This is a genomic window from Pseudoalteromonas sp. NC201 (assembly GCF_002850255.1).
GTDB lineage: Bacteria > Pseudomonadota > Gammaproteobacteria > Enterobacterales > Alteromonadaceae > Pseudoalteromonas.
In genome coordinates this window covers 302,619-328,227 of record NZ_CP022523.1, presented here as the reverse complement: position 1 = coordinate 328,227, position 25,609 = coordinate 302,619, and the positions used below count along the sequence as shown (strand labels likewise).

26 protein-coding genes are annotated in these 25,609 nt (G+C 42.9%); 22 read left to right on the top strand and 4 right to left on the bottom strand.

Annotated elements, in window-relative coordinates; all coding sequences use genetic code 11:
• Positions 1-2 precede the first annotated feature (2 nt).
• Positions 3-299, top strand: coding sequence for a hypothetical protein (locus PNC201_RS19390; RefSeq protein WP_102058087.1), 297 nt, complete (start codon positions 3-5; stop codon positions 297-299).
• Positions 300-539: 240 nt separating this feature from the next.
• Here PNC201_RS19390 and PNC201_RS19380 read toward each other — a convergent pair whose 3' ends face one another.
• On the bottom strand, positions 540-1,832 hold the full coding sequence (locus PNC201_RS19380) for an alkaline phosphatase (protein WP_102058086.1): 1,293 nt from the start codon (positions 1,830-1,832) through the stop codon (positions 540-542).
• Between the two features lie 187 nt (positions 1,833-2,019).
• Here PNC201_RS19380 and PNC201_RS19375 point away from each other — a divergent pair, with 187 nt between their 5' ends.
• The 3 genes from PNC201_RS19375 to rnd all read left to right on the top strand — a co-directional run bounded on the left by PNC201_RS19375 (position 2,020) and on the right by rnd (position 5,945).
• Complete coding sequence (locus PNC201_RS19375) at positions 2,020-2,892, top strand: alpha/beta fold hydrolase (RefSeq protein ID WP_102058085.1); 873 nt, start codon at positions 2,020-2,022, stop codon at positions 2,890-2,892.
• A 192-nt stretch (positions 2,893-3,084) separates the two neighbouring features.
• Complete coding sequence (gene fadD / locus PNC201_RS19370) at positions 3,085-4,737, top strand: long-chain-fatty-acid--CoA ligase FadD (protein ID WP_010605463.1); 1,653 nt, start codon at positions 3,085-3,087, stop codon at positions 4,735-4,737.
• 77 nt (positions 4,738-4,814) lie between these two features.
• Entirely contained in the window at positions 4,815-5,945 is a 1,131-nt protein-coding gene (rnd, locus tag PNC201_RS19365; RefSeq protein ID WP_102058084.1) for a ribonuclease D, read from the top strand.
• A gap of 83 nt (positions 5,946-6,028) precedes the next feature.
• Here the strand turns inward: rnd and PNC201_RS19360 are convergent, their stop codons facing one another.
• Positions 6,029-9,094 (bottom strand): efflux RND transporter permease subunit, encoded by a 3,066-nt coding sequence (locus PNC201_RS19360; RefSeq protein ID WP_102058083.1) that lies wholly within the window; start codon positions 9,092-9,094, stop codon positions 6,029-6,031.
• Position 9,095: 1 nt separating this feature from the next.
• Positions 9,096-10,175 (bottom strand): efflux RND transporter periplasmic adaptor subunit, encoded by a 1,080-nt coding sequence (locus PNC201_RS19355; RefSeq protein WP_102058082.1) that lies wholly within the window; start codon positions 10,173-10,175, stop codon positions 9,096-9,098.
• A gap of 100 nt (positions 10,176-10,275) precedes the next feature.
• Here PNC201_RS19355 and PNC201_RS19350 point away from each other — a divergent pair, with 100 nt between their 5' ends.
• The 18 genes from PNC201_RS19350 to PNC201_RS19265 all read left to right on the top strand — a co-directional run bounded on the left by PNC201_RS19350 (position 10,276) and on the right by PNC201_RS19265 (position 25,137).
• On the top strand, positions 10,276-11,190 hold the full coding sequence (locus PNC201_RS19350) for a LysR family transcriptional regulator (protein WP_102058081.1): 915 nt from the start codon (positions 10,276-10,278) through the stop codon (positions 11,188-11,190).
• The gene (locus PNC201_RS19345; protein ID WP_102058080.1) at positions 11,156-11,476 is read left to right on the top strand and encodes an MGMT family protein; all 321 of its coding nucleotides are present in this window, start codon (positions 11,156-11,158) and stop codon (positions 11,474-11,476) included. The genes PNC201_RS19350 and PNC201_RS19345 overlap by 35 nt, the downstream gene beginning before the upstream one ends.
• A gap of 80 nt (positions 11,477-11,556) precedes the next feature.
• A complete protein-coding gene (locus PNC201_RS19340) occupies positions 11,557-12,129 on the top strand; it encodes an LON peptidase substrate-binding domain-containing protein (protein WP_102058079.1) in 573 nt (190 codons plus the stop codon).
• Positions 12,130-12,189: 60 nt separating this feature from the next.
• Complete coding sequence (locus PNC201_RS19335; protein ID WP_039495233.1) at positions 12,190-12,810, top strand: sigma-70 family RNA polymerase sigma factor; 621 nt, start codon at positions 12,190-12,192, stop codon at positions 12,808-12,810.
• Positions 12,807-13,457: a ChrR family anti-sigma-E factor gene (locus tag PNC201_RS19330; protein ID WP_102058078.1), complete on the top strand. Its 651-nt coding sequence runs from the start codon at positions 12,807-12,809 to the stop codon at positions 13,455-13,457. Before PNC201_RS19335 ends, PNC201_RS19330 begins: the two co-directional genes overlap by 4 nt.
• Positions 13,458-13,472: 15 nt before the next feature.
• Positions 13,473-14,432, top strand: coding sequence for a YbgA family protein (locus PNC201_RS19325; protein WP_102058077.1), 960 nt, complete (start codon positions 13,473-13,475; stop codon positions 14,430-14,432).
• A 2-nt stretch (positions 14,433-14,434) separates the two neighbouring features.
• Positions 14,435-15,814, top strand: coding sequence for a deoxyribodipyrimidine photo-lyase (gene phrB, locus PNC201_RS19320; RefSeq protein WP_102058076.1), 1,380 nt, complete (start codon positions 14,435-14,437; stop codon positions 15,812-15,814).
• A 6-nt stretch (positions 15,815-15,820) separates the two neighbouring features.
• Positions 15,821-16,246: a nuclear transport factor 2 family protein gene (locus tag PNC201_RS19315; RefSeq protein ID WP_039495225.1), complete on the top strand. Its 426-nt coding sequence runs from the start codon at positions 15,821-15,823 to the stop codon at positions 16,244-16,246.
• Positions 16,243-16,959, top strand: coding sequence for an SDR family NAD(P)-dependent oxidoreductase (locus tag PNC201_RS19310; protein WP_102058075.1), 717 nt, complete (start codon positions 16,243-16,245; stop codon positions 16,957-16,959). Before PNC201_RS19315 ends, PNC201_RS19310 begins: the two co-directional genes overlap by 4 nt.
• Positions 16,952-18,205 carry an NAD(P)/FAD-dependent oxidoreductase gene (locus PNC201_RS19305; protein WP_102058074.1) on the top strand — a complete coding sequence of 418 codons (1,254 nt, stop codon included), beginning with the start codon at positions 16,952-16,954 and terminating at the stop codon, positions 18,203-18,205. The genes PNC201_RS19310 and PNC201_RS19305 overlap by 8 nt, the downstream gene beginning before the upstream one ends.
• Positions 18,202-18,933: a DUF1365 domain-containing protein gene (locus PNC201_RS19300; RefSeq protein ID WP_102058073.1), complete on the top strand. Its 732-nt coding sequence runs from the start codon at positions 18,202-18,204 to the stop codon at positions 18,931-18,933. Before PNC201_RS19305 ends, PNC201_RS19300 begins: the two co-directional genes overlap by 4 nt.
• A 1-nt stretch (position 18,934) precedes the next feature.
• The gene (locus PNC201_RS19295; protein ID WP_102058072.1) at positions 18,935-20,197 is read left to right on the top strand and encodes an SAM-dependent methyltransferase; all 1,263 of its coding nucleotides are present in this window, start codon (positions 18,935-18,937) and stop codon (positions 20,195-20,197) included.
• On the top strand, positions 20,169-20,693 hold the full coding sequence (locus PNC201_RS19290) for a DUF2878 domain-containing protein (protein ID WP_102058071.1): 525 nt from the start codon (positions 20,169-20,171) through the stop codon (positions 20,691-20,693). Before PNC201_RS19295 ends, PNC201_RS19290 begins: the two co-directional genes overlap by 29 nt.
• Before the next feature lie 154 nt (positions 20,694-20,847).
• Entirely contained in the window at positions 20,848-21,123 is a 276-nt protein-coding gene (locus tag PNC201_RS19285) for an HU family DNA-binding protein (protein ID WP_010377204.1), read from the top strand.
• A 144-nt stretch (positions 21,124-21,267) separates the two neighbouring features.
• A complete protein-coding gene (locus tag PNC201_RS19280) occupies positions 21,268-21,744 on the top strand; it encodes a hypothetical protein (RefSeq protein ID WP_010605446.1) in 477 nt (158 codons plus the stop codon).
• Positions 21,745-21,861: 117 nt separating this feature from the next.
• The gene (gene secD, locus PNC201_RS19275) at positions 21,862-23,694 is read left to right on the top strand and encodes a protein translocase subunit SecD (protein WP_102058070.1); all 1,833 of its coding nucleotides are present in this window, start codon (positions 21,862-21,864) and stop codon (positions 23,692-23,694) included.
• A 1-nt stretch (position 23,695) separates the two neighbouring features.
• Positions 23,696-24,607, top strand: coding sequence for a protein translocase subunit SecF (gene secF, locus PNC201_RS19270; RefSeq protein WP_102058069.1), 912 nt, complete (start codon positions 23,696-23,698; stop codon positions 24,605-24,607).
• A gap of 200 nt (positions 24,608-24,807) precedes the next feature.
• Positions 24,808-25,137 carry a hypothetical protein gene (locus tag PNC201_RS19265; RefSeq protein WP_233525291.1) on the top strand — a complete coding sequence of 110 codons (330 nt, stop codon included), beginning with the start codon at positions 24,808-24,810 and terminating at the stop codon, positions 25,135-25,137.
• A gap of 52 nt (positions 25,138-25,189) precedes the next feature.
• Here the strand turns inward: PNC201_RS19265 and PNC201_RS19260 are convergent, their stop codons facing one another.
• Positions 25,190-25,558: an MliC family protein gene (locus PNC201_RS19260; protein ID WP_102058067.1), complete on the bottom strand. Its 369-nt coding sequence runs from the start codon at positions 25,556-25,558 to the stop codon at positions 25,190-25,192.
• Positions 25,559-25,609 lie beyond the last annotated feature (51 nt).

Genomic DNA, 25,609 nt, shown 5'->3' with positions numbered 1-25,609 from the left:
CTGTGAAACTAAATTCAATCATTCAACAAGCAGGTACATATCAAGTAAAGCCACAGCCTAAAAAGGCGGTGAGCCCTGCTATTGAAGAAGTGAGTACGGCTAAGCTCAATACCGCTCAGATCAAAACCAGTGAAAAGGGCATTGCGTTGGTGGAGCAGTTCCAATCGCAGCAACGTTCGACTATCTACGACCGCCCTAACTTTCGTACTGGACAGGCAATTAGTGAATACAAAGCAATTGCAACGGAAGCAAGACGAGATGAGATCAAAGGTATGATTGGCGTTTCTGTTTACGCGTAATACCAATTCGCTTAATTAAGTGGTCTATTTTGAGGCGAGAAAATCTTGTCGATAACAAGACGAAAATTTTGCTATTTAGTTGTTCTAAATGAGAAATTTTTAACGCCGTTAGCGTCAGATTTGCTCCTTCAAATTGAGCAAGTATTAAAGCTAATTGGTATATTATCTCTTCCAAGACTCGATAACAAAGAAGGTCAGCAAATGCTGACCTTCTTTGTTTGAAATAATAGATGAAGATTTTTACTTTTTAATAAATCCAATCAGTTTATCAGCAATTGCGGTATTGTTTTGCGAGCCGATAAACGCTTCTTTACCTTTACCATGGGCAAACACTTGTACATCGATAGCGGTGTGACCACCCGTTGTCCAACCAGTGAAAGATGCATCACTAATTGCCTCTTTTACGACAACACTAAGCGCCTTCGGACCTTGTGAAAGAGCTTCTTTTACTTTTAGCTCAGTCGCACTGTCATACTCAAGACCTGTGAGATCTTGCCATGTTGCTTTAACGTCTTTTGTCTTTGTGAGTGCTTTTGCTATCTCGCCCGCTGAACCTTTCACTTTAGCTACCACATCACGCTCCCAGCGATACTGACCATTCGCACCAAGCGTTAATCCACCGGTAGAGTGATCTGCTGTGATCACCAAGATAGTGTCTGGGTTGTTATCAACAAAAGCCTTTGCCAGCTTAATTGACTCTGCAAAGTCGTCCATTTCATGCATAGCACAAGCGATATCATTAGCATGTCCACACCAGTCAATCTGACTACCTTCAATCATTAAGAAGAAGCCTTTATCATTCTGGTTTTCCAATAATGATAATGCCGTTTTAGTCATTTTAGTTAGGCGCTGCGACTCTTCATCAATTGCGAATGGCAGACCTACTTCTGCGAACAGACCCATCGCAGGAATTTTATTTAGCGTATCAAGCTTAGATAAAGCATCGACGTATTGATAACCTGCGTCTTTAAATTCATTAACTAGGTTTCTATCTTCACGAATGAAGTATTTAGTGCCACCACCAAGCATAAGATCTACAGGTAATTTTCCTGCGATTTTATTGTCTATGTAATCATTGGCAATGTCGTCATAGTTACGACGTGATTCATTATGAGACGCGAAACTTGCAGGTGTTGCGTGGTTGATTTGCGATGTTGCAACAAGCGCGGTTGTTTTACCTTTTCTTTTCGCCACTTCGAGCATCGTTTCCAAATGGTCTTTATGGGTATCTACCGCAATTGCGCCATTATAGCTTTTCGTTCCTGTACTTAAGGCGGTTGCGCCCGCAGCACTGTCTGTTACAACCGTGTCGTCGTCTGGGTAGGTATGCGCCATACCAACCAAAATAGAGTCAAAAACCGTTGGGTCAACCACTTTCGTGGAAGGGTCATCTTTAAAATAACGGTAGCCCGTTGTGTAAGCCGGCCCCATACCGTCGCCAATCATGTAAATAATGTTTTTTGGAGCAGCCAGTGTCGGAGCCGCAAATACTAATCCAACAAATGAGGCCAAAAGGCTAGTTTTGAAATTCATTGTTATTCCCGTGTACTTATCGTGATGAAGGTTTGTGATTCTCTACTATTTGATCAATTTAAACGCATTCGTAATAAAATGGATGTTGGATAAAAATATTTTCAACAAATCAAAGTAGTAAGTTCAAATATGTCACGGTAAGATGATAAATCAATGATGGTACAATGAACACTAAAAGAATTCGTCGATGTCTCTATATGCGATAAAAGAACAAAAAATCGGGCCATTCTCCTACCAACACTGGGGAGAAGGAGAGCAAACCGTTATCTACCTTCACGGTTGGCAAGACAATAGCAACAGTTTTGTGCCGTTTGCGCCATTTTGCAATACACAATACACGCATATAGCGCTTGACTTACCAGGTCATGGACATTCAGATTGGAAAAGTGCCGACGCCTTTTATTACTTTATCGACTATGTCTATGACTTAAAGTACTTTTTAGATTTAGCACAAATCAAAACGTGCCATATTGTTGGTCATTCTATGGGGGCGATGATAGCTAACTTGTTTGCAAGCTGCTATCCAACACGCTGTTTATCTTTGGTATTAATCGAGGGAATAGGAATTGTGAGTACCTCAGAGAGTGATACCAAAACCCAGCTCATTAATGCGTTTAATTCCCGAGATAAATTAAAACAATCTGAACCACGGGTTTATCCTGATATAAATACACTTACGCAACTGCGCAGTAAAATCAGTGATGTTTCCGTAGAAATAGCAGCGCTGCTTATGGCAAGAAATACCCTGCCGCACAGTGAAGGCGTGCAACTGGCATTAGACCCTAGGCTAAAGCACCACTCTGGATTTAGGTATTCCATCTCGCAGGCAAAATCCGCGCTCAATGGGATTACCATTCCAACCTTACTGGTGTTAGCAGAACAAGGCTATAACATGATTGTCAGACAATATAGTCAATTTAAAGGCTGTTTCGACTCACTCAAGCTTGAGAAAATACCTGGCGGCCACCATTGCCATATGGAAAACCCGGAAATTTGCTATAAGCTAATTGAAGCACACCAAAACTGCGACAAAACATCGTTCACAACTGAAGGAGCGTAAAGAATAAACTAATCATGGAAAGAAAAGTTCACAAAGAGCGCTAAAGCCTACGTTTCAACAGCATCTAGATTGTAAATCCTCAGATATTGTGGGAATATGGCGTTTTTAGAGTATTTGCTCAATTGTTAAAGTGCCTTACATCGTTTATGGTTTAGGGTGAATATAAAAATAACGAGAACACAGGAGCTAAGAGTGGAAAAAATCTGGCTTAAGCGCTACCCAGAAGGTATGCCTGAAACTATCGACCCAGAGCATTACAACTCATTGCTTGAATTATTTGAAAAAAGTTTTGCAGATTATGCTCAGTATCCAGCCTACACCAATATGGGTAAGACACTGACTTATCAGCAAGTTGATGAAAAGACCAAAGCAGTTGCTAGTTATATACAAAATGAATTGAAACTTGGCCGTGGCGATAAAGTTGCTGTCATGATGCCAAACTTGTTGCAAACCCCAGTTACTATTTTAGGTGTACTACGTGCTGGTTGTACCGTTGTAAACGTCAATCCGCTTTACACCGTGCGCGAATTAGAGCATCAGCTAAATGACTCCGAGTCAAAAGCTATCTTTATTCTTGCAAACTTTGCCCATACACTGGAGCAAGCCTTACCAAAAACCAGTGTGAAGCATGTAGTGCTGACAGAAATTGGTGACATGTTAGGTGGCTTCAAAAAGCATCTGGTGAACTTTGTTGTTAAGCACTTCAAAAAAATGGTGCCTGACTTTAGCCTGCCAAATACCATTCCTTTCAAACAAGTAATTGCAGCAGATCCTGCAAAATACAGTAAACCAGACGTGACGCTAAGTGACCTTGCCTTCTTGCAATACACTGGCGGTACAACTGGCGTATCTAAAGGCGCGATGCTGACTCATGGCAACATGGTAGCAAACCTAGAGCAAGTCTCAGGCTGTTTAGATACAGTATTAGTTAAAGGAAAAGAAGTCGTTATCACGGCACTACCGCTATACCATATCTTTGCATTAACAGCGAATTGTTTGACCTTTATGAAGTACGGTGGTCACAATATCTTGATCACCAACCCGCGTGACATGCCTGCGTTTGTAAAAGAGTTGGCAAAAGTTCCATTTACCGCTATCACCGGTGTAAACACGCTATTTAATGGCCTGTTAAACACACCAGGGTTTGCCGACCTCGACTTTTCAACCCTGAAAATGTCTTTAGGTGGTGGTATGGCTGTACAACGCCCTGTCGCTGAACGCTGGCAGAAGGTGACAAAGTCGAAGCTGATGGAAGGTTATGGCCTTACAGAATGTGCGCCGCTAGTTACTATCTGCCCACACGATCTTGAAGCCTACAACGGGTCTATTGGCTTACCTGCACCAAGCACTGACATTAAGATAGTTGATGACAACGGCAATGAAACACCTAAAGGTGAGCCCGGTGAGCTGTGTGTTAAAGGACCACAGGTGATGGCTGGTTACTACAACCGTCCAGACGCAACCGCCGAATGTTTAAAAGACGGCTGGTTTGCAACGGGTGATATCGCTACTTATGATGATGACGGTTTCTTCTACATCGTTGATCGTAAAAAAGACATGATCTTAGTGTCTGGCTTTAACGTTTTCCCTAATGAAATCGAAGAAGTCGTTGCCATGCACGAAGGCGTGTTGGAAGTTGCAGCGGTTGGCGTGCCTCATGAGGTTAGTGGTGAGCAAGTTAAAGTTTTTATTGTTAAAAAAGACCCATCTTTAACAGAAAAAGATATAATTGCACATTGCCGAGATAATCTAACGAACTATAAAGTACCAAAACTAGTTGAGTTTAGAGATGAACTACCAAAGACTAACGTTGGTAAAATACTGCGTAGAGCGTTAAAAGAATAACAAATAAAGCCGGCACTAGCCGGCTTTTTTATAACTAGCGTGATATGGCTAGTTATGTAAATTGCATGGGAGTAACAGTGCAGTATCAAGTTATTGAAAGCCAAACAGCACTAGATGAATTTGTCTTGTCTATTTCGAAAGCCAAAGTGCTCGCCGTCGACACCGAGTTCATGCGTCGCCGCACCCTATACCCAGAAATTGCTCTGTTACAGATCTTTGATGGTAACCACCTTGCCCTTATCGATCCACTAGCCGATATGGATTTTAGTAGGCTGTGGACGTTGTTTTCAGATACTAGTGTTTTAAAAGTACTTCATTCTCCGTCAGAAGATATCGAAGTATTTCTAAAGTTTGCAGGTTTTATCCCATCACCAATTTTCGATACCCAGTTTGCTTTACAGTTGTTAGGTGAGGGGAGTTGTATTGGTTTTGCTAATATGGTGAAGCAACTTAGAGACGTAGACATTGACAAAAGTGAATCCAGAACAGATTGGTTACGCCGCCCTTTAACTCAAAGCCAATTAGATTACGCCGCCTCCGATGTATATCATTTACTGCCATGTTTTGAGACTATTCAAGCGCGAGTAAATGAAAAGCAGCTATTTAACATAGTGCTTCAAGAGAGTGAGTTGCTTGCCCAAAAGAGGAGCTTCCGTCAACCTGATGAAGTACTTTATCTTGATGTCAAAAACGTGTGGCAACTTAAGCCTAGAGATCTTGCTACTCTAAAAGAACTTGCAGCGTGGCGCAGAGCTAAGGCAGAGAAAAAGAACTTAGCGCTAAATTTCGTGCTTAAAGAACATAACATGGTCGAAATTGCTAAACGTCGTCCAAGCTCACTGGGAAGTTTACGTAATGTTCCAGGTGTTGAGCCAATGGAAGTTAATCGCTCTGGCAAAGAAATTCTCGCCTGTATAGAAAAAGCAAAAGAAGTAAGTGAACAAGATTGTCCACAACGCGTGAGAAGACTTATCGACTTCAAAGGTTACAAAGCAGCGTGCAAGGATATCAAACAGGTTATCGCCGAAGTCGCCAAAACTAACGATATTCCTGTTGATGTGTTTGCTTCGAAAAAACAAATCAATCAGGTGATCAGCTGGTCGTGGAAAAAGTCACCGGAAGAAAAGCAATTGCTGATGAAACCCGATCTTGCGTTAGGCTGGAGGGCTGAGCTTGTTGCAGATAAGTTAGACAGTTGGTGGCTGTAGCACTCCTGTCGATTTAAAGGTGAAAGATAAACAGCGAAAGCGATAATAACATCCACCTTCCGAAGAAGGTGGATGTCGCTCAACTAGTCTTTTGGTTGTTCGATACCAAAGTACACGCAATGTAACACAGGTAATACAATCAACGTCAGTATGGTCGCAAAACCAAGACCGAACATAATGGTGACCGCCATGGACTGGAAGAACACGTCAAATAATAGCGGGATCATACCCAGTATGGTTGTGATAGCAGCCATAGACACCGGCCTTACACGACTCACACCAGAATCAAATACCGCTTGGTAAGGGGACTTACCAGAGTCTATTTCGATATTTATTTGATCCATCAGTACAATACCATTTTTAATCAACATGCCGGATAAACTTAGCAAGCCTAGCAGCGCCATAAAGCTAAATGGTGCTTGTAGTAAAACAAGGCCTGCCGTTACCCCAATAATAGCAAGCGGCACTGTAGACCAGATCACTAATGGCTTTTTCACAGAGTTAAAGAGCAATACAGTGATCATAAACATCGCTAAATAACCGATTGGTAATGAGCCAAAAATAGCTTTCTTCGCTTTGCTTGACGACTCATACTCGCCGCCCCATTGCATCTCGTACCCTTGGGGTAGCTCAATGGCTTCGATATCCGCCTTCACTCTTGCAAATAACTTAGCTGGGGTTTCATCACCTATCACGTCGTGATCAGCCATTACCGTGATGGTACGTTTACGGTCGCGGCGCATGATCAGGCTATCTTCCCAAGTGACACTAAAATCATCCACGATTTGTGAAACTGGTACGTAGACGCTAAGGACAGGGCTGAATATCTGTAAGTCACCAAGATTTTCAACATTGAGCCTCTCTTCCTCAGGAGAGCGCGCAATGATAGGCAACAGTTGTGTACCATCTCGATATAACCCTACCTTGTTACCTGACACCGAAGTCAGTAGCAACTGATCTAAGTCTGATTTACTGATCCCCAATCGACGCGCCTTCAATTCATTAAACTGTGGGCGTACCAGCTTGGTTCTTTGTCGCCAGTTGTCACGAATATTAAACGCTTTCTCGTCTTGGCTGATAATACCTTTGGCTTCTTCAGCTAGTTGGCGTAACACAACAGGGTCTGGTCCCGAGAACCTAGCCTCGATTTTTGCATCAGTTGAAGGACCAATTTCCATACGCTTTATTTTGAGACGTCCGTCTAGCTCATTTTCAAGCTCATAATCGCGAAGCTTGGCAATCATAGCCACTACTGCTTCTCGGTCTTTTACACGTACAATTAACTGACCATAAGCGTCGTATTGTTTTTCAGGCGAATAGGTCAACATAAAACGAGGCGCGCCTTGCCCAATCGTTGCCGTTACTTCGTTAACCATCGGATCGGCCAGTAAAAAGGATTCAATTTTCTCAACATTCTGTGCCGTGCTGCGTATATCTGCACCTTGATAATGCCAGTAATCTACATAGAACATCGGTGTATTTGAAGCTGGGAAGAAAGATTGCTTAACTGATTTAAAGCCAACAACTGCAGCGACTAATAGCAGTACCATAGAAATAATAGTAATAGCACGATTTTTAAGGCAGAAGGTCAGCATGGATTTATACACGGTGAAGATCACACCTTTATAAGGGTCGTCTTCTTCGCTAGTATCTGATGACTTTTCTTTAGCCCCTTTAAACATCATATTGGCAAAAAATGGCGTCAGTGTAATAGCCGTCACCCAACTTAGCAGTAGTGAAATTAACAACACCCAAAATAGCGAGCCTGCAAACTCACCACTGGCGTCGGAGCTTAAGCCAATCGGTGCGAATGCGGTGATCCCGATAACGGTTGCGCCAAGAAGTGGCCATTTTGTCTGTTCAACAATGTTCACAGCAGCTTTTACTTTAGATTGACCCCGTTTAATATTAATCAAAATGCCTTCAGTCACTACAATGGCATTATCGACTAGCATCCCCAGCGCAATGATCAAAGCACCTAATGAAATACGTTGTAAATCAATGGCAAATATCTTCATAAAGATAAAGGTACCCAGCACGGTAATAAGCAAAATACCGCCGATTAAAATACCACTCTTTACACCCATAAAAATAAGCAAAACGATAATTACAATGGCAACGGCCTCTAAAAGGCTAACGATGAAACCATCAACCGAGGTTTCTACTTCTGTTGGTTGATTGTAAACCGTGTTGATCGTAATACCGTAAGGGCGCTGATATTCTAATTGCTGTAAGTGATGTTCGATTTCTTTACCCACCTCAACAACATTTACACCAGAAGTAAAAGAAACCCCAACCAGCAGTGCACGCTTTTGATCAAAACGTGTAATATGATTCGGCACCTCCGCATATTCGCGTGTTACTTTTGCCACGTCACCCAAATAAATAAGCTCTTTGGCGCCGGGCTTTGAGATAAGTAAACCCTCTAGCTCTGCAACGTCTGTAAACTCACCAGTAGGGTGCAGGCGAATAGACTCATCTCCAACTCGTATTTTACCCGCATTAGATACTGTATTTTGAGCTTGTAGCAACGAGAAAATGTAACTAGGCGCAATGCCAAGTTGTGACAGTTTTTGTGTTGATATTTCGACGATCACTTGTGCTTGTTGCTCACCCGCAACAGTGACTTTACTCACACCTTCTACTAGCACTAATTCGCGCTTTAAAAAGTCAACGTAGTCTTTTAGCTCATCATACGAATAGCCTTCACCGGTGATCGCGTAAAGTTCACCGTAAACATCAGCAAAATCGTCGATAACGCTTGGCGTCATAACACCTGGCGGTAGCTTCGGCGAGAGATCATTTACTTTACGGCGCAGCTCATCCCAGATCTGTTGTAAGTCTTTCTTACGGTACTTACTCTTCATCTCAACAGTGATCTGCGACTTACCGGGAGAAGAAATTGAAGTAACATAATCAACATACGGCAGAGATTGAATCGCATTTTCAATCGGGAAGGTGACTTCCTCTTCCACTTGTTGTGGCGATGCACCAGGATACATGGTCACGACCATGGCTTTTTTTAGTGTGAATTCAGGATCTTCTAGCTGGCCTAAGCCCAAATAGGATACCGCCCCAGCAATAAGCAGGAGCAAGGCAAACATCCAACTGATAACCTTATTCTCAATTGACCACTTGGCTAAACTCATATTACAGACCTCTTTCTTTAGTCCAAGGTCTCACTTTTGCGCCTTCTTGCAAGTAATGCACGCCCGCAGCAACAATTTCTTCACCAGGTTCAAGACCCGACATTACCTCAATACCAGTATGATTAAGTTGACCAACGGTGACTTCGCGTTTTGTGACGGTCTGATTATCTCTTTGATATACCCATACGTAACTATTCCCCTCTGTGCCTTGCTTTTTATCTGAGAATACTGCTTGGTTAGGTACGATGATTGCTGTATTTTCACGGTTCGTAATTTTGCTTGGGTCGACGTAAACATGGCCTGTCATACCTGCGAACAAATTAAAGTCCTCAGGGATTGGAAGACTAAATACGACTTTGTAGGTTAAGGTTGCAGGGTCTGCCTGCGTATCCCATTCCTTAATCGTAAGCGGGTAAGACTTACTAGGGTAGCCATCAAAAACAACGGTCGGTTTGTAATCCGAATCTTTATCAACACGTGCAACGATGCGCTCAGGTACTTGAATAACTACATCCATCATATCGCGTGTTTCAAGGCGAAGGATATTTTGCTTTGCTACCACGTTTTCGTAATTTTTGACAAATACCTTAGCAACCGTGCCGCTAAATGGTGCTCTTAACTCACTATATTCAAGGTTTGTTTTAGCAATTTTAAATGCAGATTCCGCAACTTGCTTGTCTGCGTTTGCTTTATCAAACTCAGCTTTAGTCGCTATGCCTTTTTCAAATAACGGCTCAATTCTCGATAACTGCGATTTAGCGAGTTCAAATTGGGCTTTACGTTGTTCATATTGCAGATTGAAATCTTCAGGATCAAGCTTAGCTAGCAATTGCCCCTTTTGTACGTCTTGGCCTGCGAGAACTGGAAACTCGATAAGTTCACCATTCACACGAAAGGCAAGATAGGAGCCTTGATTTGCCACCACTTCAGCAGGGAAACTACGAAGCGTGCTGCTATTGGGGTCCGAAACCGTGTGAATTTTAACTGGTCGGTTAGGGGCTTCTGTTGGGGCTTGTTCTGCTTGCTCTTGGCAACCCACTAATAGGGTAGCCAGCACAATTCCAGAAAACACTCTTAACATTTTGTTCTCCATGACAACGTCAATTTTAATGCGTGCAGAATAATGGAATTACATATAAAATAAAAATTATAAAACATTCTATACTGCATAAGATTTATTTATGAAGATTTCGGACTTAGCAGCGTTTTGCACCGTTGTTGAAGCGCCTAGCCTTACCGAAGCAGCAAATAAGCTTCATAAGACGCAGCCTGCGGTCTCTCAATCAATTAAAAGATTAGAACAATCTTTGGGATTTGCCCTTTTTGAGCGTGAGAAATATCGCAATGTGTTAACAGAGCAAGGTCGTCGATTTTATTTTGAAGCCGAAAAATTACTTAATCATCATAGAGATTTGTCATTACTCGCGACTGAATTCGCGGCGGGTAATGAACCAAGCTTTAACATCTGTTACGAACCGATTGTATATCAAAACCAGATTGATCAAGTATTAGGCAATGCCTTCATTAAGTTTCCCGCAACTGAAATGAACATCTCAAGTGGTAAACGGTTTTTTGCGCTTGAGCAAGTCACACAGGGGATTGCAAACCTTGGCATTGGCCCTTGGTTTGACCTTTTTCATTCAACTGGCGATTTAGAATCAATGCCGATTGGACACGTAAAATTAGGCTTAGTCTCATTAACAGGCTATATGCCACCAGAGCTGAGCTTTTCGGAGCTTGCGCAATACCCATCTCTTGCAATGAAAGAAAGTAAATTCAAGTTTGATAGTGAGCGCTTGGCATACAGAAATAGTAACAATGTCATGAAACTCGATGACGCACTGGCAATAAAAAGATATTTATTACAAGGTATGGGCTATGCCTTAATCGGCCTTGACCTTTGTAGAGAAGAATTAGAGTCTGGTGTTTTGCAACAAGTGAGGGTGTTTGATAGAAAAGACGAGTTTGAAGCTGAAATCCACGCGTATCGTTTGCATATTTCCCACCATGGACCGGTAGCAAGATATTTTTGGGACAAATTAAAAGAGTTAAATATTCAATATGAAAAGCAGCAATCCCCAGCAAGAACTCGCTGAAAAGGTTTTCACCGTAATTGGCGGTATCCCGTTTGGGAAGGTAGCCTCCTATGGGCAAATAGCGAGCTTAGCTGGTTATCCAAAACATGCCCGAAAGGTTGGTCAATTGCTGAAGAACCTACCACAAGGTTCAACATTACCTTGGTACAGAGTAGTAAATAGCCAACGGCGCATTTCTTTTCCTGAAGACAGTAGTAAATTTCAAGAGCAAAAGTCACGCTTGCAAGCTGAGGGCGTCACATTCTCAAATAGTAACGTGATAGCTAAACACTGCGTTTGGGAATAGTCATAAATTTAGCGTTAACTGATCCAGATAAATAGGGCCGTCGTAATTATCGTTAGTTTTTGTATATTTGAACGGGAATTATGAAACTCGCTTTATTTCCATTGCCAATATTCTTGCTTCCGGGCGGGTTCACCCGCTTGCGGATCTTTGAGCAGCGCTATCTATATATGGTAAAAGAGGCCGCGAAAACAGAGCAAGGTTTTGTGTTATGCCCATACCTCGCGGATACGCCGAACAATGTTTCAAAAGAAGGCGTGCACGTTAAAATTGTTGACTTTTCACAAGATGATTATGGTCAGCTGCTCATTGATGTTGAGGCACTATCGCGCGTCGCGATCAGTAATGTGGAAGTAGACTCACAATCTTTACGTTATGGCGATTGTGACATTATTGATGGGCCGCCATGGCAATGTAGTGAAGAAGCATTTAGTCTAGTTGACGAAACCCTTGCTCATAAACTTCAGAGTGTTTTTATCGCCAACCCAATCCTTGATGATTTGTACCGCGACAAGCATTTTACTCAGCCTCTTTGGGTTGCTTATCGTTGGCTAGAAATCTTACCCATCTCGATGACCCAAAAACTAAAAATAAAACAAGCACAAACATTTGAACAGGTGGCAGAGTTCTTACATACTGTATTAGATGAAAAATAGTGATCCATGCCAAGTTTTACAGCGTATTACAGCTTATAATTATAAATTGGAAGGTGAGCTATGTTAGGCCAACAGCAATCTATTGATTGCAACGTTCAGTCAGGAACTCGCAAAGCAGTGCAAGAAACTCCCTCTCAAGCGTTATCGGACGCTTTAGTTAAGGTTGCAGAAAAACGAGATCGCAAAGCTTTTGCCTTCTTGTTTGAGTACTTTGCGCCAAAAATCAGGCGCTTTGGTGTGAAACAATTTGGTAATGACGCCCAAGCGATGGAGCTTGTACAAGACACGATGACGTCAGTGTGGCGTAAAGCCCACCTCTATCATCATGATAAAGGCGCAGCCACAACGTGGATCTATACCGTGATGCGTAACGCGTCGTTCGACGCATTGCGTAAAATGAAGAGTAATAAAGAAGAACATATCAGTGAAGACATCTGGCCGATAATTCAAGACTCGCAGGCTGACGACGACGGTTTTCAAGATCACTTGCAAACGGCGCAAATTCAAAAATACATCAATAAGTTGCCGCCAGCACAACGAGACATAGTCAAAGGCGTGTACTTTCAAGAAATGTCTCAAGAACAATTGGCAGAGCATCTTAATATACCTGTCGGGACAGTTAAGTCACGTTTACGGCTTGCTTTACAAAAACTTCGCGCAGAAATGGGAGATCAAGCATGATAAAGCATCACCCTAATGATTCATTATTAAGCCAATTTGTTGAAGGTAATTTGCCTGCAAGTATCAGTGTCGCAATTGCAGCACATGTCGAAATGTGTCCATGTTGTCAGAAAAAGACTCAACAGCTTGAAGCGCAAGAAGCGAATGTTCAGCTTGGAGGAGGCAGCGACTCTTCACTAAGCAGCGATTTCGAGGCGATGATGCAAGCGATAACACTGGACGACGAAATAGACGAAGTTAAAGAATATATCCAACCCTCATTTAACTATCAGGGCAGGGATGTTCAGTTACCTCGGGCTATTGCGAATATCGATCGCACCAAGTTTTCAGGTGTAGGCAAAATCGCCCGCTCTCGGTTATTGCTAGAAGACGGCGACTTACGCTCAAGTCTTTTACAAATTGGTGCGGAAGGCGAAATTCCAGAGCACACCCACACGGGCTTTGAGATAACCTTGTTGCTTGACGGCGATTTTGCAGATGAGGCTGGTGAATACGTACCGGGCGACTTTATTTGGCAAGACGACAAACATAATCATTCTCCGCGCACAAAAGAAGGCTGCCTGTGCTTTACCGTGGTAAGCAGTGCACTACACTTTAATAAAGGCTTAAGTAAGCTGTTAAACCCAATTGGTAAGTTGATTTATTAAAGGAATAGTTGCGAAATGAAATTTTCATCACCAATAAAAATTGGCATTAGCGCGTGTTTGGCTGGAGAAAAAGTGCGATTTGACTCAGGCCACAAGCGTTCAAACTTTTGTATGGATGAATTCGCCGAACATGTTGAGTATGTGCGCTTTTGCCCGGAAGTTGCGATAGGCATGCCAATTCCAAGACCAACTATCAGACAGATCCGCGTAGGCGACATTATCAAAGTTAGTCGCCCCGACGGTAAAGAAGATGTCGCACCAAAGCTTAAGGAGTTTGGTGAAAAGGTTGCAACCTCACAAACACAAAGCCTCTCCGGCTTTGTGTTTTGCGCCAAAAGCCCAAGCTGCGGAATGGAGCGTGTTAAGGTTTATAACGAAGCAGGAACAGGTAATACATCTGAGGGTATTGGCATTTTTGCTGAGCAAATTATAAAACACAATCCGCTTTTGCCTTGCGAGGAAAATGGCAGATTGAATGACATGCATCTTAGAGAAAACTTCGTAATGCGGGTATTTGTCTATAAAAGCTGGCAGGAACTAACGCAATCGGAAAACATCGGTCTACACGAGCTGACGAATTTCCACGCCAAGCACAAATATCTGTTGATGAGCCATAATTACCAAGCCTATAAAGATTTAGGGCGTCTACTTGGTGATGGCAAAAAATTTGATAGAGAGACGCTGAAACATAAATACATCAGTGGTTTGATGTCGGCACTGAGCAAGCCTGCCAATCGCAAAAATCAAGCAAACACGTTAACGCATCTACAGGGGTATTTTAAGAATGAGCTTTCGAGCATCGAGAAGCAAGAGATGTGCAGCGCAATAGAGCAATATCGCAAAGGTATCGTACCTTTATATGTACCGCTGACCCTGCTCAAGCATCACCTTACCGTACATCCTAAAACGTATTTGCAAAGCCAAGTGTACTTTGACCCATACCCCAACGAACTGCGTTTAAGATTCGGAATTTAATAATGAAAACAGCTTTTTGGTTTCGCCGTGATCTCAGGGTTTACGGCAACGAGGCTTTGATTGAAGCCGTGAATGAGGGCGCACGCGATGCGCTCTTTTTTTATTGCAAGCCACAGTGGCAGTCACACAACGTAGCCAGTATTCAGCTCGACCTACTTGAGCGCAGATTACTTGAGCTTGGCAGCCAGCTTAGTGAATTTGGCATTAGGCTACATATCATTGAAGCGAGCACATTCGCTGAGCTGCCGGCGCAGCTTCAAGTTGTTTGTGACGATAAAGGCATTGATTGCTTATATGCAAATAAAGAGTATGAAGTAAATGAAGTGGCGCGCGATGAAGCGTGTGAAACTGTGATCACGTTAAAATTATTCGATGGCGATCTCGTTGCCAAACCGGGCTCTGTGCTTACGGGCTCCAGTGAGATGTTCAAGGTGTTTACCCCCTTTAAAAAAGCATGGTTAAAACGTTTTGTGGGGCAGCAATTTCACTTCACTAGTTGGCCATTGGATAAACAACATGAAGCAAACTTCAAAAAGCCAACGTTCTTCGAGTTGACCAATGAATCTGAAAAGTGGCCAGCCGATGATAATGCCATTGTCGCGATTGTAAATCGTTTTATTAAGGACAAACTAGCAGACTACCAAGATGACCGTGATTTCCCTGCAATCAAAGGAACTTCGGGGCTCAGCCCATATTTGGCATTAGGCATTGTGTCGCCCAAGCAGCTCATCGCAGAGATCCAACTTCATTACCCTGAAGTGCTTGAAAACCCAAGTAAACCAGAGTTTTGTTGGGTAAACGAGCTCATTTGGCGTGAGTTTTATCGCCATCTTATCGTCGCTTTCCCGCGTTTATGTAAAGGTTTTAATTTTAATGATAAATATAACGCGGTTAGGTGGCGTGACGACAGCCAAGCTTTTGAGCTCTGGTGTAATGGTCAAACTGGCTATCCGATTGTCGATGCGGCAATGCGTCAGCTCAATAAAACTGGCTGGATGCACAATCGGCTACGCATGATTGTTGCCAGCTTCTTAACCAAACACTTGCTCATCGACTGGCGTAAAGGCGAAGCCTATTTTATGTCAAAGTTAATAGATGGCGACCTTGCCAGTAATAATGGTGGCTGGCAGTGGGCTGCAAGTACGGGGTGTGACGCGCAGCCTTATTTTCGTATTTTTAATCCCATCACGCAGAGCGAAAAGTTTGATCCCGATGGTTCCTTTATTCGTACATATGTGCCTGAATTGAAAAATGTTCCAGCAAAGCATATTCATTTTCCTCATGACTATTTAGCGGCATTTGGCGGAAAGGATGACTATGTAGAGCCGCTGGTTGATCATAAAGAAGCAAGAGCAAGAGCACTTGACGCATTTAAGGTTTAAATAGGTATGGATCACAGAACGCAGCGATTCGTGGCAATTTATAATGAAATAGACAAATACTGTCTCGGTAAATTGGCTTCAATTTACACTGAGGACATCAGTTTCGTAGACCCTTTACATAAAATTCAAGGACTTGATGCGCTAACGAGTTATTTTCAGGGGTTATATGAAAATGTCTCTGAAATCGAATTTCTTGTTACGAACGCCTATCAAGTTGATGACGTCAGCTTTATCTACTGGACTATGTCCTATCAACACCCCAAGCTAAATGGCGGTAAGCTCATAGAAGTCGATGGTCATAGTCGTTTAAGTTTTATTGGCGAAAAAGTGGCGCAACATCGGGATTACTTTGACAGTGCGCAAATGCTGTATCGCCAAGTTCCACTACTCGGTGGTGTGATTCGGCTATTGGATAAAAGGATCACGGCATGAGCAACATCTTAATTACTGGCGCAACATCAGGAATAGGTAAAGGTCTTACGGAATTTTATGCAAAACAGTCACATCAAGTAACTGCTTGTGGCCGCAACCAAAAAGTGTTAGACGAATTAGAAAGCAGCGTAGGTGCAAAGAGCAAAGCATTTGATTTAACAAACCGCGAAGAGATAGAAGATCACTTCAAAGATATTGACGGCTTGGATCTTGTGATCCTCAACGCAGGTGGTTGTGAGTATATCGATAATCCCAACCAATTTGACGGCTATTTGTTTGAGCGGGTAATGCATATCAACGTCATCTCAATCGGCCACTGCCTAGACGTTTTACTGCCAAAAATTAAATCAGGCGGGCAACTTTGCATCGTAAGTTCCAGCAGTGCATTTTTACCTTTGCCTCGCGCCGAAGCGTACGGTGCGTCGAAAGCGGCTGTCAGCTATTTAGCGCGCACCCTGACAGCAACATTAAAAGACATTGATGTGACCTTAGTTCACCCAGGATTTGTAGAAACGCCGTTGACAGATAAAAACGACTTTCCGATGCCATTTATTGTAAGTGTCGATGAGGCCGTGAGTTACATTAGCAAAGGAATAGAAAAGCGCAGCAAGGAAATACATTTCCCAAAAAGATTTACTCTATTTTTAAAACTTCTCAGGTTACTGCCGTTTTCGTTGTGGTTACCTCTCGCAAAAAGGATAGCCCGTGGCTAAGATTGCAATAATTGGAAGCGGTATTTCAGGTATGACCGCAGCATACCTTTTAAGTCGTCAACATGACGTGAAAGTTTTTGAAAAAAATGATTATATTGGCGGACATACAGCAACTATTGATGTTGAATACCAAGGTGAAAAGCTCGCGGTTGATACCGGCTTTATCGTATTTAACGACAGAACCTATCCAAAGTTTGAAAAATTGCTGGCTGAAATTGGTGTTAGTCGCCAAGAAACCGAAATGAGCTTTAGTGTTCACAACAGTCAATCGAAGTTTGAGTACAATGGCCATTCACTCCGCACGCTATTCGCACAAAAACGTAACCTACTGAGGCCAACCTTCTGGCGATTGCTAAAGGATATTGTGCGTTTTAATGATCTTTGTAAATCATTATACGAAGAAGACGACTATCGAGGTGTTGAAACACTTGGCAAACTGCTACAGCAACACCAATTTAATGAGTTTTTTAAGCTGCACTACATCTTGCCAATGGGCGCAGCTATCTGGTCAACCAGTATCAAAGAGATGCTCGACTTTGAAGCTAAATTCTTTGTCCAGTTTTTCTTCAACCATGGGCTCTTGGACATCACAAATCGCCCTCAATGGTATGTTATCCCAGGTGGTTCGAGGGAATACATTCAACCATTGGTGGCAGAATTTAAAGACAATATTGTGCTTAATGCCGACATCAAGACAGTAGTTCGTGATGACTCTGGTGTGACCATCATCTTCAAAGATGGTAGTAATGAGTACTTCGATAAAGTCGTCTTTGCATGTCATAGCGATCAGGCTTTAGCGTTACTAAATACTCCATCGAGTGATGAACAAACGATACTTGGTGCAATTCCTTATACTGCAAACTCAGTGGTGCTGCACACTGACACCCGTTTATTGCCAAAACGTCCGCTGGCGTGGGCCAGTTGGAACTATTTATTAAACGAAGCGACGGACAAAGCCGCTGTTGTCACCTACCAAATGAACATACTGCAGGGGCTTGATGCCAAACATCAATACTGTGTCACGTTAAATCATGATGAAGGGATAGCTGAAGACAAAGTGATCCGCCGCTTTGTCTATCATCATCCGGTATTCAATACCACCAGCATTGCGGCCCAAAAACGTAAAGCCGACATCGATGGTAAACACCATAGTTATTTTTGTGGTGCGTACTGGTTCAACGGCTTTCATGAAGATGGGGTGAGAAGTGCGGTAGATGTGGCCGAGCAATTGGGTATCTCATTTTGAACAGTGCAATACTGGTGGGAAAAGTTCGGCATCGGCGATTCGCTCATGCCAAGCATGCTTTTTCTTACCCCATGTATATGATGTGGCTAGATTTAAGTGAGCTCGACGCACTCAATAGTATTTCGTCAAAGTTTGGTACATCCGGCTTAAAACTGCTTAAATTCAATCAAGCTGACTATATCCTCACAGAAGGCGAAAGCTTAGTTGAGCGCGCACGTGCTAAGTCAAATTCGCTAGGCAAACCCGTTTCATCACAAACAAAAGTATATTTAATGGCGCAAATACGCTGTTTAGGCTTTTACTTCAGTCCGGTTAATTTCTACTTTTTTGAAGACGAGAAGGGGGCTGGTTTTAGCCATATGCTCGCTGAGGTCAGTAATACGCCTTGGAATGAGCGTCATTTTTATTTAGTTGAATTAAGTAAAGAAGTGAACTTTAAAAAGCAATTTCACGTATCACCTTTTATGAATTTGGATATGCACTACCACTGGAAAGTGAAGCCACCCGGTAGCAATACGCTAATCCATATTGAAAACAGAAAAGGTGACGAATTGCTATTTGATGCCACGATGACGCTCAAAAAGCAGGAGCTCAATGAAGCAAATATTAATCAATTGCTTAAGCGGTTTCCAGCAATGACATGGAGCATAGCTAAAGGCATCTACTGGCAAGCGTTGAAGTTATTTTTAAAAAAAGTGCCTTTTGTTGGGCACCCCGGAAGAGTATAAGATGGAAAATACCACGACAATATCCTCATCAATTTCGCTTTCTACATTCGATAGAGTGTACAAAAAGCTCGTCTTTGGCGCGTTGAATACCTTAGAAACCGGAAAAGTGGTACTTGTCGAAGGCGACCAAAAATACTGTTTTGGTGAGTCAGAAACAAGCCTAAGCGTTGATATTCATGTTCATTCAGCGCAAATGTATAAGCTATTTGCACTTGGCGGCAGTGTCGGCGCAGGTGAATCTTACATTCTTGGTCACTGGAATTGTTCGGATTTAACCAAACTGATTGAGATCTTCGTCCTAAACCAAGCTCAGCTAGATGCATTTGAAAATAAGTTTGCATTTTTCTCCGGCATTGTGAATAAGATAAAGCATCTTAAAAATAAAAACTCGAAACAAGGCTCAAAGCGTAACATTGTCGCCCACTACGACCTTGGTAACGACCTTTATGAATCATTTTTAAGTGAAGAAATGCTGTACTCTAGTGCAGTGTATCCCTCAAAGGAAGCATCGCTTGAAGAAGCGCAGCAACATAAGTTAGCCGCAATCTGTGAGCGTTTGGATCTTCAGGCAGCTGACAAAGTTGTTGAGATTGGCACCGGGTGGGGCGCATTTGCTGTTTATGCTGCAAAAAACTACGGCTGCCATATAACCACAACAACTATTTCAGAAGAGCAGCATGCCTACGTAAAAGCACTGATTGAAAAAGAAGGGTTGCAGCAGCACATCACATTACTAAAACAAGATTACCGCGAATTGGACGGCCAGTACGACAAGCTGGTGTCTATCGAAATGATTGAGGCAGTTGGACATGCTTATTTATCGGGCTTTTTTGCCAAATGCAACGACTTGCTGAAACCGACTGGCGCGATGCTGATTCAGGCCATTACCATCGCCTGCCAACGTTATCAACATTACCTCAAGCAATCGGATTTCATTCAGCAGTACATTTTTCCTGGCGGTTGTCTTCCTTCCGTGAGTGAAATGAGCAAGCAAATCGTAAATTCCACCGATATGGTTGTCCACGAACTCCATGATATCGGTCTGCACTATGCCAGAACGCTATACGATTGGCGTGTTCGGTTTGAAAAAGCATGGCCTTCGCTTGATGGTAAACGTTTCGATGAACGCTTTTATCGCCTTTGGCAATTTTATTTATGCTACTGCGAAGGGGCGTTTAAACAAAGAGCAACTAGTGCCGTGCATTTAGTCGCCAGAAAACCAAGATACCAGTCCAATGTCTGTACTCAAACATTGGATTACTAACGCGCTACTCTTCCAAAGCATTTGGTTTGCTGCATTATTTTTTCAAGCAGATGCGCTTTGGTTGATGTTGGTTGGCTGTCTCGTTATGCTCGCAGGACACCAAAACAAGCATCTCAATTTGGTGCTTGCACTCGTTGGTTCCGCCATAGGAATGAGCATTGAATTGATTGCGGTCAAAGCTCAGCTCATCAATTACCAAGGTAGTGAATTACTTCCGGTTTGGCTTTGGGTTTTGTGGATAGCATTGGTGCTGACAATAAATAATGCACTTTCCAAACTATTAACGCTCAAAGCGCCGATATTATTAGTGGTATTTTTGGTCTGCGCGCCACCTAGCTATCTCGGTGCAGCTAACTTTGATGTAGTTTCTATCTCAACACCTTGGTACATTTTTTGGCCAGTGTTTGGCGCACTGTGGAGTGTGGGGTTCTACCTGATAGTGAGTTTTAATCGCATTTTATGGGGTACAAAGCTTGCGCAGTTGCCAGCAAATTGATAGCGTTTGATTACAAACCCACAGGATCCGGGGCGAAACGCAATAAAATAATAAATATTTCGTCGAATTTCGCAATTTTGGGGTTGCACATAAACGCAAAATGCATAAACATAGGTTTTGCTTAGGCAAATTATAAAGTTATAGGAATCTAATAATGAATAAAGCTCAACTAGTTGAAAAGATGGCGGCAGACGCAGAGATTTCAAAAGCAGCGGCAACCCGTGCTTTAGAAGCGTTTACTGGCGCAGTAACTAACACACTAAAAGATGGCGGTTCTGTTGCTTTAGTTGGTTTTGGCACATTCTCAGTAAAAGAGCGCGCTGCGCGTACTGGTCGTAACCCACAAACTGGCGCTGAAATCCAAATCCCAGCTGCGAACATTCCTTCGTTCAAAGCAGGTAAAGGCCTAAAAGACCAAGTAAATCCTTAATCCACTCGCTGGACAAGAAAAACCTCCCAAGTTGGAGGTTTTTTTATGCCTCTCACATTCATTATAATTGATACCGCTATCTTGAATTTGCTACTATCGCCCCAATCTCGCAATTTTATCTAATAAGTTGTTTAATCAGTTTTCATGAAGCGTTTTAACCTTTTCGCCGTTATGTCATTACTCATGTTGTTATGGGTAGCTGCTGCGTGCGCGACAGGAACGCCTGATAATCACTTATCCCATACTTCTGATACGCACAGCACGAGCTTCGAAAACATCACCCAAAAGGGCCTCGCTGACTCCAATCAGTTACCCAGTAAGCCAAGCCCTACAAGTCCAATAAAGCTCAGTGGTGAAACCACGCATCACGAAAAGGGCTTATTACCGGAACGCGAGCGTACTAGCCACCCTAGTTATTTTCTACATCCTAAACAACAAGCCGAATATGCGCTTGTATTTGAGCTTGCAGCAGAAAAATATATACCGGCCTCAGTCTATGACATCAATAGACCTAAACCTGTACCTTGGTATATGTGTGATACTCGGCCAAACAATGGCTTTATCGACAACTGTAAGCCGGCAAACTTAACCTTCAAAGGCAGTCTCAACTTCGCCTCTTAATCATTATCTACTACCAATAAAGTACCCAAATAGTAGTTTTGATACCAGCACCCTAACGTCTGTATGACCAGTATTCGTTAGCAAATCGGTATCGCTCAGATAGATAATGAGAAAAATATGAAAGATATAAATTCGCCAACGAGGCCATCAACCTCTCGTGGAGCAACCGCGCGTGCAAAACGCTTTTTTACTGCGCTTATTGTGTTCTTGTTGATCCTTTGTGCACTACCAAACTTGTATCCCAATAAGAATTTGATTCAAATTCAAGCAAGTAGTAACGAGGTAGTGTCTCTATCGCTGCCTGAGCTTAAATCTCAGCTAGAAGGAGAGGGATTCAAAGTCAAGCAAATCGAGTCTCATCAAGGTGGCTACTTAGTTGAACTTGAAAACCGCACGCTAACCGCCGAAGCGCGTGCTTATATGGCTGAGTCTCACTCCAAGCTAAGTGTTAAGGTTGTTAGTGCTTCAACGATGCCACAGTGGTTAGAAAGCACTGGACTCAAACCTATCAAGCTCGGACTAGACTTGGACGGCGGTGTGTTGTTCGTACTCAAGGTTGACACAGAGCAAGCGGCGCAAAATAAACTGCAGTCACTCGCAGACGAAGCCAATAGCCTACGGATCAAAAATCGTTATCGTAACCTATCTATTCCTCAAGTTATCAGTGGCGAGCAGGTTGAGGTCATAGCGAAAGCGCAAGGGCAAAATGAACTCGTAGCACTTACTGCGACACTGCGCGAACTCTATCCACAATTTACCAGTACAACTCATAAACAAGGCAGTTTAACGAGAGTTAATTTCCGTTTTGCCGAAGCGAAAAAAGCAGAGTTCGATAAGCAGTTAATGACCCAAGCGCTATCTACTTTACGTTCGCGTATTGAGGAACTCGGGATCACAGAAGCAGTTACGCAACGTCAAGGCACTAACTATATACGAATCGAATTACCTGGCGTGCAAGACCCAGAACAAGCCAAGCGTATTATCGGCGCCACAGCAAAGCTTTCATTTCATGCATTACAAGAAATGGGAGGTCAAAAATTAAAGGATAAATCTGGCGCTTTGGTTTCAGTCGACCCAGTTGCCATTTTTGGCGGGGATGAAATAGAGTCCGCAACAGCAGGAAGAGATGAATACGGCAAGCCTTTAGTGCAACTATTCTTATCTTCTCAAGGCGGTGAAAAGATAAACCGATTTTCTAGAAACAATGTTGGTAAACCAATGGCTACCGTATTCAGCGAATATTACGCGGATCCAAAAGGAGAGATTAGGCGCAAAACGGAGGTAATTTCAGTCGCCACTATTCAACAAGTATTAAATACCCGATTCAGTATTACCAATATGCAGTCAATGGAACGCGCGCAAGAGTTAGCATTATTGTTGCGGGCGGGTTCTCTTGACGCACCAATCACCATTGTGAAAGAGCAAACCATTGGTCCTTCATTGGGCGAAAAGAATATTGAAAGCGGCTTTAAAGCTTTGGCGTTAGGGCTAAGCCTAACTTTGCTGTTTATGGCAGTATGGTATCGCAAGCTAGGCGCAGTGGCCATTACCTCATTACTGGTAAACTTAGTTTGCCTGATTGGATTAATGTCGCTGCTTCCTGGTGTTGTGCTTACCTTACCCGGCATTGCGGGCCTAGTTTTGACTATCGGTATGGCCGTCGACACCAATGTTATTATTTTTGAGCGCGTTCGCGAATTAAGGCGTAAAGGCATTGGGATGGTTACTGCATTAAAGCAAGGTTATCAGCAAGCCATGTCGAGTATTATCGATGCCAACTTAACCACGATGATAACTGCTCTTATCCTACTTAGTATCGGTTATGGACCAGTGAAAGGGTTCGCGATCACTTTGGCGCTGGGCATAGTAACCAGTATTTTCGCCGGTGTGGTCGTCTCCGGTATGTTATCAGAATCTCTTTATTCAAAATCACGTAAAGGCGCAAAGTAAAATGACAAGTAAAACGCAAAAGGCAAGATTCGTCGGGCTAATTTCTGGATTGTTACTTGTCCTTGCAAGTCTCATAGCCATCACTCAAAAAGGCATTGTATTAGGCCAAGACTTTACCGGCGGTTACGTTACGGTTATCGATTTACCCAAGCAAACGAGCCAAACAGAAATGCAAAACAAGCTAGCTGAGCTTGGTGTTCAAGATGCGCGAATCTCTCTACAAAACGATGGTAGCTGGCGAGTTTTCCAAACCCCTCAGTCCACCGATGAAACACACGTCAAACAGTGGATAGAAGGAATTGAAACACAATGGCAAGCAAGCGTATTAGACGCCAGTTATCTTGGTGCGCAGGTGGGTAATGAGTTAATTGAGCAAGGTGGCCTTGCTGGTATATTCGCATTACTTAGTGTATTGTTTTACTTGGCGTTTAGATTTGAGTGGCGCTTAGCGGTCTCCGCAAGTATCGCGCTTTTTCATGATGTGATTGTGACGCTAGGTTTGTTTGCAATAACGCAAGTAGAATTTGACTTAACCGTGCTTGCAGCGCTGCTGGCGATTATTGGTTACTCACTCAACGATTCGATTGTGATTGGTGACAGAGTTAGAGAGCTCTTGTTCGAAGAGCAGTGGAAAACCAGTCCCGTGGGCAATACCATAGACCAAGCGATAAAGGATTCAATGAGCCGCACGCTTATCACCTCATTAACGACGCTCACAACGGTGTTAGCGATATGGTGGTTAGGCGGCGCAGGACTTAATAGTTTTGCCATGGCGTTGTGTTGTGGCATTCTCATTGGTACTTTGTCTTCCTTGGCAATTAGCGCAACTTTACCGCAGTTTTTAGGCTTGTCGTTTAACAACTACCTAAAAGAAGAATCTGAGGCAGCGAAACAGCAACTCGCTGAGCCATAAGCGTAATATGCGATTTAGGTTAAAAAAGTAGCAATTGCTCTTTTTTAACCTTGTCGTGCTGATGTATAATCCGCACTTCGAAAGGAGCCGGATAAGGATTAATGTCAAAATATAGTTATCAAACTCGGTGCGGGAAAGTAACCCTCTGGGCCGAGCAAAATATCCTCTTTGCCTGTTTCGAAGGAAATATTAATGAGTCTATGATCCATTATTTTTCTAGGGCATTAGAGCAATGTCGAGCCGAGATCCATTCTTCGACATGGGGTTACGTGAGTTATTCCGAAAAGGCCATAGCTGCGACACCAGAAGCCTACAAGTTACTGGTAAATACAGCAAAGCGCTGTTTGCAGTTAGGCTGTGTTAGTGCTGCGTATGTGTTGAAGTCGGCAATTGCGAAAAGCCAGATTGAAAAAATGCGCAAAGAAATTGGCATGCCAGAGCCATTAGATCAAGTTTTATTTGCTAATGTAAGCGCTGCCATTGAGTTTGTAAAAAGTACTTTAGCTACACCTGAAAAGTTGTCGGTATAAGACATCCTAATTCTATATAAGTGACGTTGCCTATTGGGACGAGCATTTATAATCAGTTTGATTGCGCCTTCACTGTTAAGGCTTCATTGGGCCGCATCTCGCAACGTGCGATGATGCGGTTGTTTTTATCTTCTTCCTGTCTAAGCAACATACCTTCATCATTTTTTGTCCACCACACAAACCCATCACCTTGATATTTTGCACCGCTGGCTGAGCGCGCAATCTTCATCTTAACCACCTGTTCGTTAAAATGGACAGTTGCCTTATCACTGTCGTTGTAGTCAACTTTTATCACCGAATCATTATCACATTGATAACGGCTAAGTGTTTCACTAAGCTCAATTTTACGATTTGAGATGTCCTCGCCACAGGCACTGAGAACAGCGCTAATTAAAACAGCAAAGGCAATTTTGGATTTCATAAACAGACTCCGGCGAGAAAAAGACGGTATCTGATAATTTAGCGTAAACGG